At 68.5% G+C, this 14,543-nt stretch carries 15 protein-coding genes and 1 pseudogene; 9 read left to right on the plus strand and 7 right to left on the minus strand.

What is annotated here, in order from left to right:
• Positions 1–143: 143 nt before the first annotated feature.
• Positions 144–818 (minus strand): annotated as a pseudogene (locus ABTW87_RS02595) (adenylate kinase family protein); the annotation flags it as partial.
• On the opposite strand from ABTW87_RS02595, the gene ABTW87_RS02600 reads away from it, so the two are divergent.
• Positions 749–1,477, plus strand: a complete 729-nt coding sequence (locus ABTW87_RS02600) for a class I SAM-dependent methyltransferase (protein ID WP_350648046.1) — start codon at positions 749–751, stop codon at positions 1,475–1,477. The pseudogene ABTW87_RS02595 and the gene ABTW87_RS02600 sit on opposite strands and share 70 nt — an antisense overlap.
• 318 nt (positions 1,478–1,795) lie before the next feature.
• Here the strand turns inward: ABTW87_RS02600 and ABTW87_RS02605 are convergent, their stop codons facing one another.
• From ABTW87_RS02605 to ABTW87_RS02620, 4 genes are all read right to left on the minus strand, one after another.
• Positions 1,796–2,746: a cation diffusion facilitator family transporter gene (locus ABTW87_RS02605; protein WP_350647816.1), complete on the minus strand. Its 951-nt coding sequence runs from the start codon at positions 2,744–2,746 to the stop codon at positions 1,796–1,798.
• A gap of 132 nt (positions 2,747–2,878) precedes the next feature.
• Entirely contained in the window at positions 2,879–3,151 is a 273-nt protein-coding gene (locus tag ABTW87_RS02610) for a GlsB/YeaQ/YmgE family stress response membrane protein (RefSeq protein ID WP_350647817.1), read from the minus strand.
• A gap of 177 nt (positions 3,152–3,328) precedes the next feature.
• Positions 3,329–3,550, minus strand: coding sequence for a hypothetical protein (locus tag ABTW87_RS02615; protein WP_350647819.1), 222 nt, complete (start codon positions 3,548–3,550; stop codon positions 3,329–3,331).
• A gap of 102 nt (positions 3,551–3,652) precedes the next feature.
• The gene (locus tag ABTW87_RS02620; RefSeq protein ID WP_350647821.1) at positions 3,653–4,732 is read right to left on the minus strand and encodes a sporulation protein; all 1,080 of its coding nucleotides are present in this window, start codon (positions 4,730–4,732) and stop codon (positions 3,653–3,655) included.
• A 512-nt stretch (positions 4,733–5,244) separates the two neighbouring features.
• Between ABTW87_RS02620 and ABTW87_RS02625 the strand changes: the two genes are divergently transcribed.
• From ABTW87_RS02625 to ABTW87_RS02640, 4 genes are all read left to right on the plus strand, one after another.
• Positions 5,245–5,931 (plus strand): tryptophan 2,3-dioxygenase family protein, encoded by a 687-nt coding sequence (locus ABTW87_RS02625; RefSeq protein WP_350647823.1) that lies wholly within the window; start codon positions 5,245–5,247, stop codon positions 5,929–5,931.
• Positions 5,932–6,013: 82 nt separating this feature from the next.
• Positions 6,014–7,279 (plus strand): tryptophan 2,3-dioxygenase family protein, encoded by a 1,266-nt coding sequence (locus ABTW87_RS02630; RefSeq protein ID WP_350647824.1) that lies wholly within the window; start codon positions 6,014–6,016, stop codon positions 7,277–7,279.
• Positions 7,276–8,439 carry an aminotransferase class V-fold PLP-dependent enzyme gene (locus ABTW87_RS02635; RefSeq protein WP_350647826.1) on the plus strand — a complete coding sequence of 388 codons (1,164 nt, stop codon included), beginning with the start codon at positions 7,276–7,278 and terminating at the stop codon, positions 8,437–8,439. Before ABTW87_RS02630 ends, ABTW87_RS02635 begins: the two co-directional genes overlap by 4 nt.
• Complete coding sequence (locus ABTW87_RS02640) at positions 8,436–9,455, plus strand: methyltransferase (protein ID WP_350647828.1); 1,020 nt, start codon at positions 8,436–8,438, stop codon at positions 9,453–9,455. Before ABTW87_RS02635 ends, ABTW87_RS02640 begins: the two co-directional genes overlap by 4 nt.
• On the opposite strand, the gene ABTW87_RS02645 is transcribed toward ABTW87_RS02640, so the two are convergent.
• Positions 9,430–10,695 (minus strand): RNA polymerase sigma factor, encoded by a 1,266-nt coding sequence (locus ABTW87_RS02645; protein ID WP_350647830.1) that lies wholly within the window; start codon positions 10,693–10,695, stop codon positions 9,430–9,432. The two genes, ABTW87_RS02640 and ABTW87_RS02645, sit on opposite strands and share 26 nt — an antisense overlap.
• Positions 10,692–11,057 (minus strand): YciI family protein, encoded by a 366-nt coding sequence (locus ABTW87_RS02650; protein WP_350647832.1) that lies wholly within the window; start codon positions 11,055–11,057, stop codon positions 10,692–10,694. Before ABTW87_RS02650 ends, ABTW87_RS02645 begins: the two co-directional genes overlap by 4 nt.
• Positions 11,058–11,196: 139 nt before the next feature.
• Here ABTW87_RS02650 and ABTW87_RS02655 point away from each other — a divergent pair, with 139 nt between their 5' ends.
• From ABTW87_RS02655 to ABTW87_RS02670, 4 genes are all read left to right on the plus strand, one after another.
• Entirely contained in the window at positions 11,197–11,601 is a 405-nt protein-coding gene (locus tag ABTW87_RS02655) for a hypothetical protein (RefSeq protein WP_350647834.1), read from the plus strand.
• Positions 11,602–11,859: 258 nt separating this feature from the next.
• Positions 11,860–12,069, plus strand: a complete 210-nt coding sequence (locus tag ABTW87_RS02660) for a hypothetical protein (RefSeq protein WP_350647836.1) — start codon at positions 11,860–11,862, stop codon at positions 12,067–12,069.
• A 507-nt stretch (positions 12,070–12,576) separates the two neighbouring features.
• Positions 12,577–13,347, plus strand: a complete 771-nt coding sequence (locus ABTW87_RS02665; RefSeq protein ID WP_350647838.1) for a polysaccharide lyase family 7 protein — start codon at positions 12,577–12,579, stop codon at positions 13,345–13,347.
• A gap of 240 nt (positions 13,348–13,587) precedes the next feature.
• On the plus strand, positions 13,588–14,439 hold the full coding sequence (locus ABTW87_RS02670; protein ID WP_350647840.1) for a fumarylacetoacetate hydrolase family protein: 852 nt from the start codon (positions 13,588–13,590) through the stop codon (positions 14,437–14,439).
• The last annotated feature ends 104 nt before the right edge of the window (positions 14,440–14,543 follow it).

Below are 14,543 nucleotides of genomic sequence, written 5' to 3' on the forward strand. Positions count from 1 at the left end.
AGAGCGTCGGGGGTGTTGCGGTGATCCATCATGCGAGTGCTTCGGCGGTGATCTCGGCCGCGGTGAGAGTGGCGTTGGTCGAGGTGAGCTTGCCCAATGCGCGGTAGTGGTTGAAGTGTGACTGCGGCGGCGGGTCGATAGGGCTGCAGGCCGGCGGTGATCCGGTCGGGGTGGTCGTTGACGCGTTGGAACATTTCCCCTCCGCAGCGTTCGCAGACCTCGGAGCGTAGGGGAGTGGTGAACTCGGTCTGGCAGGTTCTGCCGCAGTCGCGGCAGGTGCGGCGGCCGGCCAGGCGGTGAAGGACCTCCGTGTCGGGAAGGACGAGGTTGATTGCCCGGTCGAGGGGTGTGCCGAGGTCGGATAACAGGGCATCGAGTGCCACCGCGGTGACGACGTGGTTGGGGAAACCGTCGAGGACAAAGCCACTGGCAACGTCAGGCTGGGTGAGGCGGCTGCGGATCATGGCCAGAAACACCCGGTCGGGCACGAGTTCCCCGGCGTTCATATGCTGTCGGGCCTGAAGCGCCAGCGGGGTGTTCGCTCGAATCTCGGCCTGGGTGATTCGCCAAACTGATGGCGGGAACGCCGAGACGCGCGGCGATGGCGCCGGCGACGGTTTCACGGCCGGAGCCGGGTGGTCCGAGGACAGCCAGGCGCACCCGGACAGCCTATCGGCGCGGCAGCGAACGGCGATGGGTGTCGGGCGGTCATCACTGGCTGTGGCTGCGGTTCCCTCGGTGAGTTGGCCTGACGGATGCCAGGAGGGAGCGGGCTGGGAGCCGCGGGTGTGGTGCCGTCGAGACCGCGCCCCCGTCACAGCAGAAGTACCGGACCGCGCGTCGGATGTCTACCACTGACGCGCAGCCTGCGAGACGAGAGCGCGCCCGCCGATCAGCTGCCATCGGTCGACATGTCGAGGTGCGGGTGGGCGATGCCCAGCAGCCGGACTTCCCGGAAGGCAGCTTCGACGCGGTCCTGGCCGGGCTGGTCGTCTTCCTGCTGCCCGACCCCGGTCAGGCCCTTCGGGCGTACGCGCGGCTGCTCCAACCGGCGGGCCGGCTGGCGGTCAGCACCTTCGCCGCCCAGGACCCGGCGTTCGTCGCCGCCCTGGACGCCCTCGCCGGGCATCTGCCGGCGGACCGGCCCCGACCGGCGCCGGCGGCCGACCCGTTCGCCGACGACGTGGCGGTCACCGCGACCATGGCGGCGGCCGACCTCACCGTCACCGCGATCAGCGAGCACCGGGTGGACAGCCGCTTCCGCGACGTGGACCACTGGATGGAGTGGATGTGGTCCCACGGCGGACGCGCCCTGCTACGGCACATTCCCGCCGACCGGCTGGAGGCCGCGGCCACCGATGCCGCTCGCGCGCTCGAACCCGCCCGCCGTCCCGGCGGCGGTCTGATCTTGACCACCGCTGTCCGGATCACCGTCGCGACGCCGCACCCCGCCGCCGAGCCGCAGGAGACGTCGTAGCGGTCGGTGCGGCGAGCGCATTCCATCCGGGTGACGGTTTCCGCGACGCATAATGGTGGTGTCGCAGTGGAAGATGAGACCTGCAGGGGCAGCGATCCGCCCTGCCTCTACCCGACCCGGGGCGTCGCCTCGCGTGCCGGCGCAGGTCGCGCAGACGCCTCTGAGGTCGAGCCGGTCGGGGCGCGGGTGAAGCCGGTGTGCTGGTGCAGCTCGCTGAGCCAGTTCGTCACGATCTCGGGTGGGCACTCGGTCACCGTCTCGCAGCGGCGCCACACCGCGTCAGTACCCCGACGCCGGACCCGAACCACCGTCGGCGGGTCAGGTGCCGAGGCCGGGTGCGGCGGCACCGGCGGGGGTGGGCCGCCGGTCGACATCGGGTTCGAGGTAGATCGCCGTGGCGGTGGGCAGCACTCGGCGGATCCGGGCCTCGGCGTCGTCGATGGTGGCGGCGACGTCGGCTCCCCGGTCCGTCGTCCCGATGGCGATCTTCGCCGCGACGAGAAGCTCGTCCGGGCCGAGGTGCAGGGTGCGCAGATGGATGACGCCGTCGACGCCAGGGGTGGCGACCAGTTCGGTGTGGATCGCGGTGACCTCTTCGGGCAGGGCGGCCTCGCCGATGAGCAGGCTCTTGGTCTCGACGGCGAGGATGACGGCGATGACCATCAGCAGGACGCCGATGCACAGGGTGGCGATGCCGTCGAATAGGGCGTTGCCGGTGAGCACGCTCAGGCCGATGCCGGACAGGGCGAAGAGCAGGCCGAGCAGGGCGCCGGCGTCCTCAAGGAGGATCACCGGCAGTTCCGGGGCGCGGGCGCGGCGGACGAAGGAGACCCAGCTCCGCTTGCCGCGAACCTTGTTCGCCTCCTTCACCGCGGTCCGCAGGGCGTAGCCCTCGAGGGCGATCGCGATCAGCAGGACGGCGACAGCGATCAGCGGTGAGGTCAGCTCGTGCGGGTCGCTGATCTTGTGGTAGCCCTCGTAGAGGGCGTACAGGCCGCCGAGGGTGAACAGGATGATCGCGACGATGAACGAGTAGATGTAGCGCTCGCGGGCGTAGCCGAACGGATGCAGGGCGGTGGGGGCGCGGCGGGCGCGCTTGCCGCCGAGCAGCAGCAGCGCCTGGTTGGTGGAGTCCGCGACGGAGTGCACGCCTTCGGCGAGCATTGACGCGGACCCGGTGACGCCTGCGGCGACGAACTTGCTCACCGCGATACCCAGGTTCGCGACCAGCGCTGTCACCACGGCCTTGGTGCTGCCCTCCGCCGCCATCAGGTGTGTCCTCTCGTCAGCGGTAAAGGTGTGGGTGCATCGGTGTGCCAGCGGCGCCGCGGGTGCTGTCGGTGCCGGCAGCATGCCGCCGGCCCTTCCGGAAGGGGTTGGGCCGGCGGCACGGTGTGACGGTCAGTGGACGCGGCGGCGGCCGTAGGCCCCGGCGGCGACGGCGACGCCGATCGCGGCGAAGACGACCTGGATGGCCAGCTCGATCCAGTCGATGCCGCGGGTGTCATCGACACCGAGGGCGCCGGCGACGAGGGTGCCGAGGAATGCGGCGGCCACGCCGATGAGCAGGGTCAGCCAGATCGGGATGTTCTGCTTGCCCGGCACCACCAGGCGGCCAAGCGCGCCGATGATCAGACCGATGATGATCGCGGTGAAGAAGCCGGTAACTTCCACGAGAGCCATCCCTCCAGAGGGGGTTTGTCGTCGGCTCCGATCATTGCCCTTCCCCGCAACCGCCGAAACCAGCCACGCCAGCCGTCGCGGACCCGACACCCAAGGGGACGGAGGCCGAATCGCTGATGCCCGATGGCCCGGGGGGGAACTCCTGGCCACCGGGCATCCGCGGTGGTGCTACTTGCCGCCGGTGAGGGCGACCAGGGCGTTGGCGGTGCGGAAGTAGGGGTTACGGCCCAGGTCGCCGACAGTGGTGATGTTGAAGGCGTCCTTGAGCAGCTTGGCGTCGCCGTCGCTGACCCCGGCGAGGGCGGACACCGGGGCGTCGACGATCTCGGTGAGGTTCTTGTCCTGGTAGGCCTTGTCGACCAGCTTGGTGAGGTCGGCGGTGACGGGCATGCACACTCCTTCGAAGTCCGATCGGGCGATCCAACCGGTTACGGACAAACCTGCCGAACTAGATCAAAAAGCGGTGGTGAATTCCACGGTGGATCCAGACGTTCACGCCTCCTCGTCGACGCCCTCGTCGTCGCCGAAGGCGTCGAAGACCTCGTCGGCGACCATGCCGCCGGCGAAGCCGAGCGCGGCGCCGCCGACCACGCCCGCGGCGACGGCACCCATGCCGGGGCCACCATGCCGCTCGTGGTGCTCCTCCTTGTAGTGCCCGCCGGCGTGGCCGTACGCCGCAGGCCCGTGGCCGGGGGCGCCGTAGGTGGGCTGCCCGTAGCCGGGCGGCGGGGGCGGGTAGCCCGGCGTGCCGTAGCCCTGGGCGGGTGGGGCGTAGCCGTGGCCGGCGTGCACGTTCTGGTAGCCGTCGAGGGCCTGGCGGACCCAGCCGTCGACCTGCGCGGCCCAGTCCACGCGATCGGCGTCGGCGTGCGCGGCGTGGTAGCGGCCGTAGGAGTCGTGGCCGCCGGTGAACAGGCCCCCGCGCTTGTCGAACTCCAGCACGACGTCCACGCCGTGCTCGTTCGCGACGAAGGTCAGCTCGACCTCGTTGACGCTGTGGGAGTACCGCGCGGCGGCGTAGTACTCGATCTCCTGATAGAACGGCAGGCTCTGGTGCAGGCCGGAGATGTGCCCGCGCTCCAGGTCGGCGCCCTTGAACTGGAAGCCGAGCCGGCCGAACGCTTCCAGGATGCGTTCCTGCACCGGCAGCGGATGCACGTAAACCGGGTCGAGGTCGCCCTTGTCCACGGCTCCACGGATGGCCACCTCGGTGCGCAGGCCCATGGTCATGCCGTGCAGGTGTTGCCCGTACAGGTCGGTCACGGGGGTCTCCCACGGCATGGCCACCTGGAACGGCAGGGACAACTGCTGGCCCTCGCGCAGGTGCAGGCCACCGGCGACCTGTACGCGCTGGAACTCGACGAGAGCGTCGTACTCCTGCTCCGCGCCGTCGATCTCCACCCGGGTGACCAGCCCGACGGTGATGTGGTCGATCCCCACATCGTGGCTGCCACCGGTCAGGTTCACCTGCCCGCCCAACATCAGCCCCGGGCGGGTGTTCGGATTGGACAGGACGGTATCGACGCTGGGCCCGCCCACCCCGAACGCGCCCAGCATCTTCTTGAACACCACAAACCTCTCCCTCGACGCTCACCGGACGCGCGACACCCGGATCCGGTAGAACTTTCACTAAAACCCTTGTGTCGCAACGAGATCAGCGACCTCCATAATGGAGGCCGTTGCGCCGGGAAGCTACCAACGCCACCTGAGAAGTAGCTGAGTGCATCCGCACGACTACTCTCGGACAGTGCTGTGCGGGGTGTCGGCCTGGCCTCTGCACGCGGGTGCGGTCGACGCCCTCACATCACGCGTGTGCCAGTCGCCGGCCGACCCCTCCGGCTGCTACCCGCGCCCACCGGGGGACGAGGGCCGGCGGTAGGCACTGCCCCCGCGCTGGAAGTGTGATCTGGCCTGCGCAGGTCGTCGGACCCGGCACCTCCGCACGTGACGCACCAATCAAGGAATGTTGAGATCACTTCAGATCCATCGCGATCAGGGGGTAGCGCATTGCTGTCTGTCGTTGGATGATGGCCGCCAGTGTTTTGCTGTTATCGGCGTCAGCGCCAACCCGGAGGGCTTATTCCGTGAAGCACGACCATTCGCCCGTCCTGCCTGGTGCCGGTGCTACAGACTACGCCCGCTACATGCGGACAGATGTGTTGCTCGATCTGCAACGATCGTCGGACGAGGTCGTGCACCGTGACGAGCTGCTTTTCCAGGTGGTGCACCAGTCAACGGAGTTGTGGCTGAAGCTGGCGGCGGCGGAGCTGGCGGAGGCGACCGCTCGGGTGGACGCCGGTCAGCTACTGGCCGCGGAAGCGCTGCTGGTTCGGGCGACGCTCGCGGTCCGCTTGATCACCGACGAGCTGGAGATGCTGCGATTTTTGTCCCCAGTCGACTTCCAGGCGATGCAGCCTGCCCTGGGCAACGGTTCTGGCGCAGAGTCGCCAGGATGGCGGGCCGTCCATGGTGCCAGCCGACAGCTCGGCCGTGCGTTCAACAAGCAGCTTGTCACTCGCGGTCCCCGGGCGGCGGACCTGCGCGCGGCGGATCTGTCTGATCCGCTGCCCCGGCTCGCCGAGGCGATGGTGGAGTGGGACGAACGGGTGTCGGTGTGGCGGGTCCGCCACTACCAGGTGGCCCTGCGGGTTGGCGGTCATCCCCCGGCTGGTAGTCCCGGCAGTCCGGCGAACATGCTGGCGAAACTCGCCGGACATCGGTTCTTTCCCGAGTTGTGGCAGGCGCGGTTGCGTCCCACCACTAACGAATAGCTGCTCAACCCCAGATCTGCGGTCGGCGGCACATCCGGCGACCTCCGGTGTGATTCGTCTTCTCGATGTCGAGGGGTGGTCTGTGCGCGCGTTGATCCACTGGTTGTCCGGCCCGGTCGAACCGCGCAGCTTTCCCTACTCACCCGTGCTTAACGAATTTCACCGGGTCGGCAAACACTTTGTCGAAAAGAGCTTCCTCGCCCTGCTCGACAGTGCCCGACAGGCGGTGGCCAGCCAGGCCCCAGGCAGCAGCGACGCCGCGCACCGGCTACTGACCGACTTCCTGGACGTCGCACTCGACAAGTGGGACGGCCGTTACGACTATTGCAGTTACCTGGCCCTGCGGCTGCTTCGACTGCACTGTGGACCGGACGATCCGACCCCGGCAGGGGAGGCGGAAGCCGGGCGGCAGGCCCGGGATCGGCTCCTCGTCCGCCTGGTGGCCGACACGCTGGCGTTCGAGCTGGCCGCCGCCGCGCAAACCACCGCGCTACTTCCGCTGCAAAGACCCGGGCCAGCGGTGGTCGCCAAACGATGCCGACTCGGTGTCCGAGCCGTTGCCCCTGCACTGGGTCGTCTCGGTGTGGTCGGGGCGGTCAGAGCGGGCGCCCCGACCACTGCCGCCGCCGGCCTTCACACCGCCAGCCATGACCTGGAGTTCCCCGGAGATCCGCCGCTGCGGCTGAGTATGCTGCCGGTCCACGTCACACACGACGAGTACCTGTTCATCCGGGTGCTGCAGGGCTATGAGTGCCTCTTCGCCGGGATTGCCGCCGAACTTCGCGCGGCAGTCACCGCCTTGGCCGGGGATACGCCGACCGCAGCCGCCGACCGACTCGGGTACGCCGGTGACCTGCTGGGTACCGCAGGGCCGCTGTTCTCTCTCCTGGCCACCATGCAGCCGGAATCGTTTCGTACATTCCGGCAGTACACCGAGGGCGCCAGCGCGATCCAGTCCCGCTCGTACAAGCTCGTCGAGTCGCTGTGTCGCACTCCGGAGCCGGATCGACTGGACTCGGTGGCCTACCAGTCGGTGCCGGACGTGCAGGCTCGGGTGCGCCGCGGTCAGCCCACGATCGACGAGACGTACCGGGCAGCGGTCTCCGATGGCCGGCTCACCGGCGCCGACGCTGTCCTGGTGGCGCGGCGGATGCTGGCGTTCGCCGATGTGCTGACGCAGTGGCGCCGTACCCATCTCCGGGTGGCCGTGCGGATGCTCGGCTCGCGGTCCGGCACCGGCTACACCGAGGGCACGCCCTACCTGTCGTCGGTCAGCGCCACACCGGTCTTCACCGCGGTAGGCACCGATCGAGCCGCGGCCGGCCGGCATGGGAGGCGCAGCGCGTGAACCAGCCGGAGCAGACCGCCCGGTGTCTCGACGCCCGCACGCACGCCGCCCTGCGCGCCGAGTTCCCGCTGTTGCAGAGCTGCGTCTACCTCAACAGCAACTCCACTGGCGCCGTGCCGAGGGGGGCGGAGCGGGTGCTGCACGACTACTGGGCGACGTTGCGCACTTGGCGCGACGACGTCTGGCAGGACTGGCACATCGGACTTGACCGCTACGCCGACTCAGTGGCCGCGCTCCTCGGCGCGCCGCCGGGCAGCGTGCTCACCGACGCGAACCTGAGCACCTTCCTGGCTCGGGTAGCCTCCTGCTTCGCTTACCAACCGCCTCGCAACCGCGTCATCGTCACGGATCTCGACTACCCTACGGTGCCGTTCATCTTCCGGGCGTACGGTCGATACGGCGCCGAACTCGACGTGGTCGGTACCGGTGGCCCCCACCTCGACCAGGACGCCCTTGAGGCCAGCCTCGACGAGCGGACACTGCTGGTGTGCGTGCCACACGCCAGCTTCACCTCCGGGGCCACCGTCGACCTGTTCCGCCTGGTGGCCCGGGCCCATCAGGTCGACGCACTGGTGGTGGTGGATGCCTTCCAGACCGTGGGCGTGGTGCCGTTGGATGTCACCGCGACCGGCGTCGACGTCGTCCTCGGCGGTTCCCACAAGTGGCTGTGTGGTGTCGGCACCGCGTTCCTCTACGTCCGACCGGACCTGGTGCCATCGTTGACACCGGCGGCCACCGGCTGGCAGGCGGGCGACCGCGCACTGACGTTCCAGCCCTCGCACGGGTGGGCGGCCGGAGTGCGCCGGTTCGCCGGCGGCACACCGTACCCGCTCACCGCCCTGGTGTCACAGGTCGGCCTGGACCTGCTGTCCGGCGTCGGTGTCGACGCCATCCGGCGGCATTCGCTGGCGCTCACCCAACGGCTGCTTGACCGGGCCGAGGCCGCCGGCATCGTGGTGGTCAGCCCCACCGACGCGGCCCGACGAGGTGGGGTGGTGTGCCTGGACATCCCGGACGGCGAAGCCGTCAAGCGGCGGATGGCCGCCCGTGGCGTGATCTGCAGCTGGCGCGGCTATCTGCGGGTCGGCCCGCATGTCTACAACACCCTCGACGAGATCGACCTGTTCATGGATGTGCTGGAGAAGGAGCTGCATCGGTGACTGTCACCCTCTCGCCCCGGGCGTTGATGAGTCTGCTCGTCAACGGGCCCAGGGCCATGGATGTCCTGCGCACGGCCCTCGACCTGGGACTACTCGACACTCTGGAGCCCGGACCGGTCCGCCTCGACGTGCTGGCGGCCCAGTTGGGGGTGCTCCCGCTGCGGCTGTACAAGTTCCTCGACTGTATCGAGAGCCTCGGCTTCCTGCACCGCGTCGAGTCCGGTGACGACATCGGCGCGACCAGCTACCGAGCGGTGCCGGGGCTACGGGTCGCGGTCGACGCGGTGGTCGGACCTGGCTCCACGGAACAAGACAGGGAACGCTATCCGTGGCAGCAGTTGCACGGCCGGCTGGCCGAGAGCCTGCGGGGCGAGATCAGCATCGACGGGTTCGCCTGGCCGCCGAAGACGGCCGCGCAGACCGCTGAGTTCGAGCGCAGCATGGCCCTCGGGCTGGGGCCGGCGATCCAGGCAGTGCGCCGGCACTCAAGCCGACTCTGGTCAGACCGGCGCCGGTTGCTGGATGTCGGCGGCGGTGACGGAACCCTCGCCGCACACATACTCGACTCCGCGTCGCACCTGCGGGCCGACGTGTTCAACCTGCCGGCGGTGGCACCGCTGGTGGCCGCCACCCGGGAGGCTCGCGGTCACTCGGATCGGCTCGGCTTCATCGGCGGCGACTTCTTCGCCTCGCCCCTACCGCGCGGCTACGACGCCCTCTCCTTTGTGCGGGTTCTGCATGACTGGCCGAACGCCGTCGCCCGTGAACTGGTTCGGCATGCGTACGCGGCGCTGGAGCCAGGCGGCCTGATACTGATCTGTGAGGAGTTCCGTAGCCCCGACCGGCTGGCCATGCAGTTCTTCTGGAGCTACTTCCTGATCGGCGTCGACAGCAGCGTCAGCCGCCTACGCGAGGTGGCCTTCTACACCGAATTGCTCACGGAGGTCGGCTTCCACAGCGTGGCGGTTCTTCCCGGCACCTGGGAACTTGTCACCGCATACAAGCCGACTCGTTGACACAGGGCCCGTCCGGAGCCGGCCCGCTGGACACCAGTTGGGCGGCGCGGCGGGTGAGGTAGCGCTGTTCGGGCAAGCTGGCGGTCATGCGGGCGGCCCGCAGATAGCCGGCGCGGGCCGCAGGTAGGTCGCCGTACTGTTCGAGCAGGTGGGCGCGGACGACTTCGAGGCGGTGGGTGTGTGCCATCCGTTCGTCCGCGTCGAGGGTGCCGAGCAGGGCTAGCCCTGCCGTCGGGCCGTGCACCATGGCCAGCGCGACCGCGCGGCCGAGGGTCACGACCGGCCCCGGGTCGACCTCGGTGAGCAGGGTGTTGAGAGCGAGGATCTGCGGCCAGTCGGTGTCTTCGGCGGTAGTGGCCTCATCGTGAAGGGCGGCAATGGCGGCCTGGATCTGGTACGGGCCGATCGGGCCGGTACCGAGGGTGCGAGTCAGCAGGGTTCGACCCTCGGCGATCGCGGCGTGGTCCCAGCGGGTGCGGTTCTGCTCAGCGAGGGGAACGATCGACCCGTCGGCGTCGGTGCGAGACGCGCGGCGGGCGTCGGTCAGCAGCATGAGCGCGAGCAGCCCGGTGACCTCGGGTTCGCGGGGCAGCAGGCGGTGCAACAACCGGGCCAGCCGGATCGCCTCCGCGGTCAGGTCGTTGCGGTACAGGCTGGGCCCGGCGCTGGTGGTGTAGCCCTCGTTGAAGATGAGGTAGAGCACGTGCAGCACCACGCTCAGCCGCTCGGCGCGCTCAACCGTCGGTGGCAGCGTGAACCGCGCACCGCTGTCGCGGATGCGCTGTTTGGCACGACGGATGCGTTGCGACATGGTGTCTTCCGGAACGAGGAACGCGGCGGCTATTTCGGCCGTCGTCAGCCCGCCGACCGCTCGCAAGGTGAGCGCCAACTGCGAGGGCGCGGACAGGGCGGGGTGACAGCACAGAAACAGCAGCACCAGTGAGTCGTCCTCAACCGACGTGGCGTGGTCGGCCGGGTAGAGGGCGGCACGTACCTCTCGACGGCGACGTGCGCTGTCGGTGCGCCAGCGGTCGACCAGCGCGCGGGTCGCGACGGTCAGCAGCCAGGCCCGTGGCCGCTTCGGGATCCCATGGGTGGGCCACCGCATCGAGGCGGCCAGCAGCGCCTCCTGCACGGCGTCCTCGCAGGCGTCGAACTGTCCGTGCCGGCGGGTCAGCGCGCCGAGGACCTGCGGCGCGAGGTCGCGCAGCAGGTCCCCGAGCGCCGGCGTGAGGGTCATCGCTCCGGCGACGCCGACTCGTCCATGATTCCCCGGACCTCTATCGGGTACTCGGTGACCGCTACCACCCGCGAGGCGATCTCAAGGGCTCGTTCCCGCGTGACCTCGACGATCCAGTACCCGGCGAGGGATTCCTTGATCTCGGCGAACGGCCCATCGGTAGGCGTCGGGGTGCCTCCAGCGAACCGGACCGTGGTGGCCTGGGTGGGGTCCATCAGGTGCTTGCTGTCGACCACCTCGCCGGACTCGCGCAGCTCGCGATCCATGGTCATCAGCGTGGTCTGCATCCGGGAGATCCACTCCGGACTCCGGTCGGCCAGCGACGCACCCAGCCCACCGAACATCATGATCATATACTTCATGGTCGTCCCTTCGTCCGGCGCCCACCGCTCGGGCGCTGGCCTAGGTCGGAGCAGCCACCCCCGTACCCGACATCAACCCAGATTCTCGTACGCGGCGTCGCCGGCAGCGGTCGGAACGACCTGGGCCACACTGCCCGCGATGCGCGACCCGGCACGCGTCGCCGACCTCGAGACCGCCGTCGCGGCGCTGCTCGACACGGGCGCCGAGCCGAGCGAACCTACCCGCGTCCGGGCGCCGGTCGGCTTCACCGACGCCGGAGCGGCCGCCCGATTCGTCGTACGCGACGGCTTCCACGTCACCCACCGGTTGCCGCACCCAGCGACCATCGGAACCGGGGACTTCGTCGGCTGGTGCGCCGACACGCTGGCCCCCTACGCACCCGGTCCATCGATGGCTTACCGGCCACGCGCGCGCTCTCGCCTGAACCGGTGCGGCGGGGCGGTCGGGTCACCGAGCCTTCCAGCCGGCGGCTCGTTGCTCGGTGGGCACCAGCGATTCCGGCGTAACAGCGGAGGCAGCACGAGTACGCGCTCGACGGTGTGAAGGCCAGCCGGTCCGGTAGCCTGCGGAGCCGAGCTAGGATCTGAGCTTCTCCTGCGATCGCAAGGCGTAGTCGAGGACAGGGAGGTCGGGATGCCACTGCCGCGTTGGCTTGCCCGGTTCAACAGGCGGGTAGTCAACCCCAGGGAAATCCGTCGGGGCGTCCGGCCGGTGTTGACGCACGTGGGCAGATCGTCGGGCAGGACCTATCGAACCCCGCTCGACGCCCATCCCCTTCCCGATGGCTACCTATTCATCCCGATGTATGGACCCCGTACCGACTGGGTGCAGAACGTGCTCGCCGCGGGAGCGGCGAGTCTGTTGATCGGTGGTAAGGAGATCCAGTTGGAGTGCCCGCGCATGGTGCGGAAGCAGGACATCTGGCCGCTGCTGCCGGCAGGCACCAAGGCTCCCCCGGGCGTCTCGGGAGAGTCTGAACTGCTTCGTATGGACCTGCGCCAAGGAAACTGATGCCGGAGCCCCGCAGTCAAGAACTCAATGCGGGTCATCGGCTGTTCGAAGGCACCGGCGTACATGCCAACACCCAGCGCAGGTACTGGTAGGAGTGGTACGGCCTACCGCGCTGGCCTGAGGAGCGAGCCGTCGGGCAGTTCCCAGCCCGACGGCCGCCAGGTACACCGCCTCGAGTGCTGGCGGTATGGCGGTCAGCATCAACAGGACCGGCAGCCTGGCCCGAGTTGATTCGGAGCCGGTACCGCTGGACGGTCGAAGTATGCACTCGGCGATTCGCCCTTGAATCCCGGACCTCACCGAATCATCTGCCCGGTCCGACGCGGCGTAAAGGGCATTGACGTACTTCGTAGCGCCATCTAATCTCAGCCGGCACCGGTGCCGTGCAGTTCACGACCATGAACAGTTCCGTCGAAGGGTCGCTATGTGCTAACGCGGCGGGGCTCGGTCGTCGTTTGCTGCGCGTTTGGTGCAGCCCACCACCACGTCCGGAAGGTAGTACCTGTCATGAACTTTCTCGGTAAACGCAAACTCGCCACCACGTTACTGGCAACCATGGCGATCCTGGCCACTCCCGTCGTCGGGCAAAACGTCGCCGCGGCCGCTGCGCCGTGCGACTATCCTGCACAGCAACTCAATCTGAAGAACTGGAAGGTCACCCTGCCGACCGGATCCTCCGGATCACCGACCGAGATCAAGCAGCCCGCCCTGGCCACTTACTCGGCCAACCCCTGGTTCATGGTGAACGCCGCCTGCACCGGAGTGCAGTTCCGCTCGCCGGTCAACGGCGTGACCACGCCCAACTCCAGCTACGCACGCTCGGAACTGCGGGAAATGGCAGGCAACGGCACCACCAACGCTTCGTGGTCGGCCACCTCGGGCACCCACACCATGACCTTCAGGCTGGCGTTCAACAAACTTCCGAACGACAAGCCTCACGTCGTCGGAGCACAGATCCACGACGGCGATGACGATGTGACTGTTTTCCGTCTGGAAGGAAGCAATCTATACATCACCAAGGGCAACACCACCCATCACAAGTTGGTGACGAGCAGCTACAAGCTGAACACGGTTTTCGAGGGCAAGTTCGTTGTCAGCGGCGGCAAGATCAAAGTGTACTACAACGGCGTACTCCAGACGACGATCTCGCACACCGCGTCCGGAAACTATTTCAAAGCCGGTGCTTATACCCAGGCCAATTGTGGCAACTCATCTCCGTGTAGCAGTTCGAACTACGGTCAGGTGAGCATGTACAAGTTGCTCGTCACGCATTCCTGACAAAACAGTGGGTCGGGGTCTCCGGTGGCGGGGACCCCGACTCCCTCTTGTTTGGCATCGTATGCATGTCGCTGGTGGCGAAGACGGTCGATTGACAGGCCACCGGGCGTGCTTGTACGTTAAGCCCAAGATCGCAAGTGCATCGATTTACCGGCCGCTGCGTCGGACACGTGGGCCGGTGAGTCAGGGGGCCCGTGAGGTTCGCTCCCAGCGAGTCAGACGCCGAGAGGACATTGAGACATGAGGTTCATGCGAGTCGGTCGACCGGGCGGCGAGCGGCCGGTCCTGTTCGCCGGCGGCCGTCACTTCGACCTGACGGGTATCGCGGCGGATGTCGACGGGGCCTTCCTCGCCGGGGGAGGCGTCGATCGGGCGCGGGCCGCCTTGTCGGCAGGAGAACTGCCGGAGATTGAGGTCACCGGACAGCGGGTGGGCGCACCGATCGCCAGGCCCGGCACGGTGGCGTGCATCGGCCTGAACTACGCCCGGCACGCTGCGGAGTCCGGTGTCGCGCCGCCGACCGAGCCCGTCGTGTTCCTCAAGGCGTCCAACACGGTGGTGGGCCCGTACGACGACATTGTCATCCCGAGGGGTGCGACCAGGACGGACTGGGAGGTGGAACTTGCGGTGATCATCGGGCGTCGGGCCCGGTATCTGACATCACCCGCAGAAGCCGATGAGGTCATCGCCGGGTACGCGGTCTCCAACGACCTGTCCGAGCGTGAGTTCCAGATGGGTGACTCCGGCGGACAGTGGGCCAAGGGCAAGAGCTGTGAGGCGTTCAACCCGCTGGGCCCGTGGCTGGTAACCGCCGACGAGGTGAGCGATCCCCAGCGGTTGGCCGTGACGAGCTTCGTCAACGATCAGCCCCGGCAGGCGTCGACCACCCAGGACATGATCTTCGACGTACGCCACCTGGTGTGGTATCTCAGTCAGTACCTGGTGTTGGAACCGGGCGATGTGGTCAACACCGGCACGCCGGAGGGGGTGGCGCTGTCCGGTCGGTTCTCCTACCTGCGGGAAGGCGACGTGGTGCGGGCCGGTATCGAAGGGCTGGGTGAGCAGCGGCAGGTCTGTCGCGCTGCCTCCTGACCGCCGGCCGGATTCGACGGGCGCGGCCGGGCGCCGGGCCGGACGCGCCGACGACGTGAGTCGGCCGCCGCACCTGCTGTGCGGCGGCCCGATCTCTTTGCTGG

This window comes from Micromonospora sp. NPDC126480, from assembly GCF_040302465.1.
Taxonomy (GTDB): Bacteria; Actinomycetota; Actinomycetes; order Mycobacteriales; family Micromonosporaceae; genus Micromonospora.

Excerpts from the sequence above, each read along its gene's own strand:
- ABTW87_RS02605 (WP_350647816.1), bottom strand. The coding sequence starts at position 2,746 with ATGGCGGCGGAGGGCAGCACCAAGGCCGTGGTGACAGCGCTGGTCGCG.
- ABTW87_RS02615 (WP_350647819.1), bottom strand. The coding sequence starts at position 3,550 with ATGCCCGTCACCGCCGACCTCACCAAGCTGGTCGACAAGGCCTACCAG.
- ABTW87_RS02645 (WP_350647830.1), bottom strand. The coding sequence starts at position 10,695 with ATGACCCTCACGCCGGCGCTCGGGGACCTGCTGCGCGACCTCGCGCCG.
- ABTW87_RS02650 (WP_350647832.1), bottom strand. The coding sequence starts at position 11,057 with ATGAAGTATATGATCATGATGTTCGGTGGGCTGGGTGCGTCGCTGGCC.
- ABTW87_RS02655 (WP_350647834.1), top strand. The coding sequence starts at position 11,197 with ATGCGCGACCCGGCACGCGTCGCCGACCTCGAGACCGCCGTCGCGGCG.
- ABTW87_RS02660 (WP_350647836.1), top strand. The coding sequence starts at position 11,860 with ATGTATGGACCCCGTACCGACTGGGTGCAGAACGTGCTCGCCGCGGGA.
- ABTW87_RS02665 (WP_350647838.1), top strand. The coding sequence starts at position 12,577 with ATGAACTTTCTCGGTAAACGCAAACTCGCCACCACGTTACTGGCAACC.
- ABTW87_RS02670 (WP_350647840.1), top strand. The coding sequence starts at position 13,588 with ATGAGGTTCATGCGAGTCGGTCGACCGGGCGGCGAGCGGCCGGTCCTG.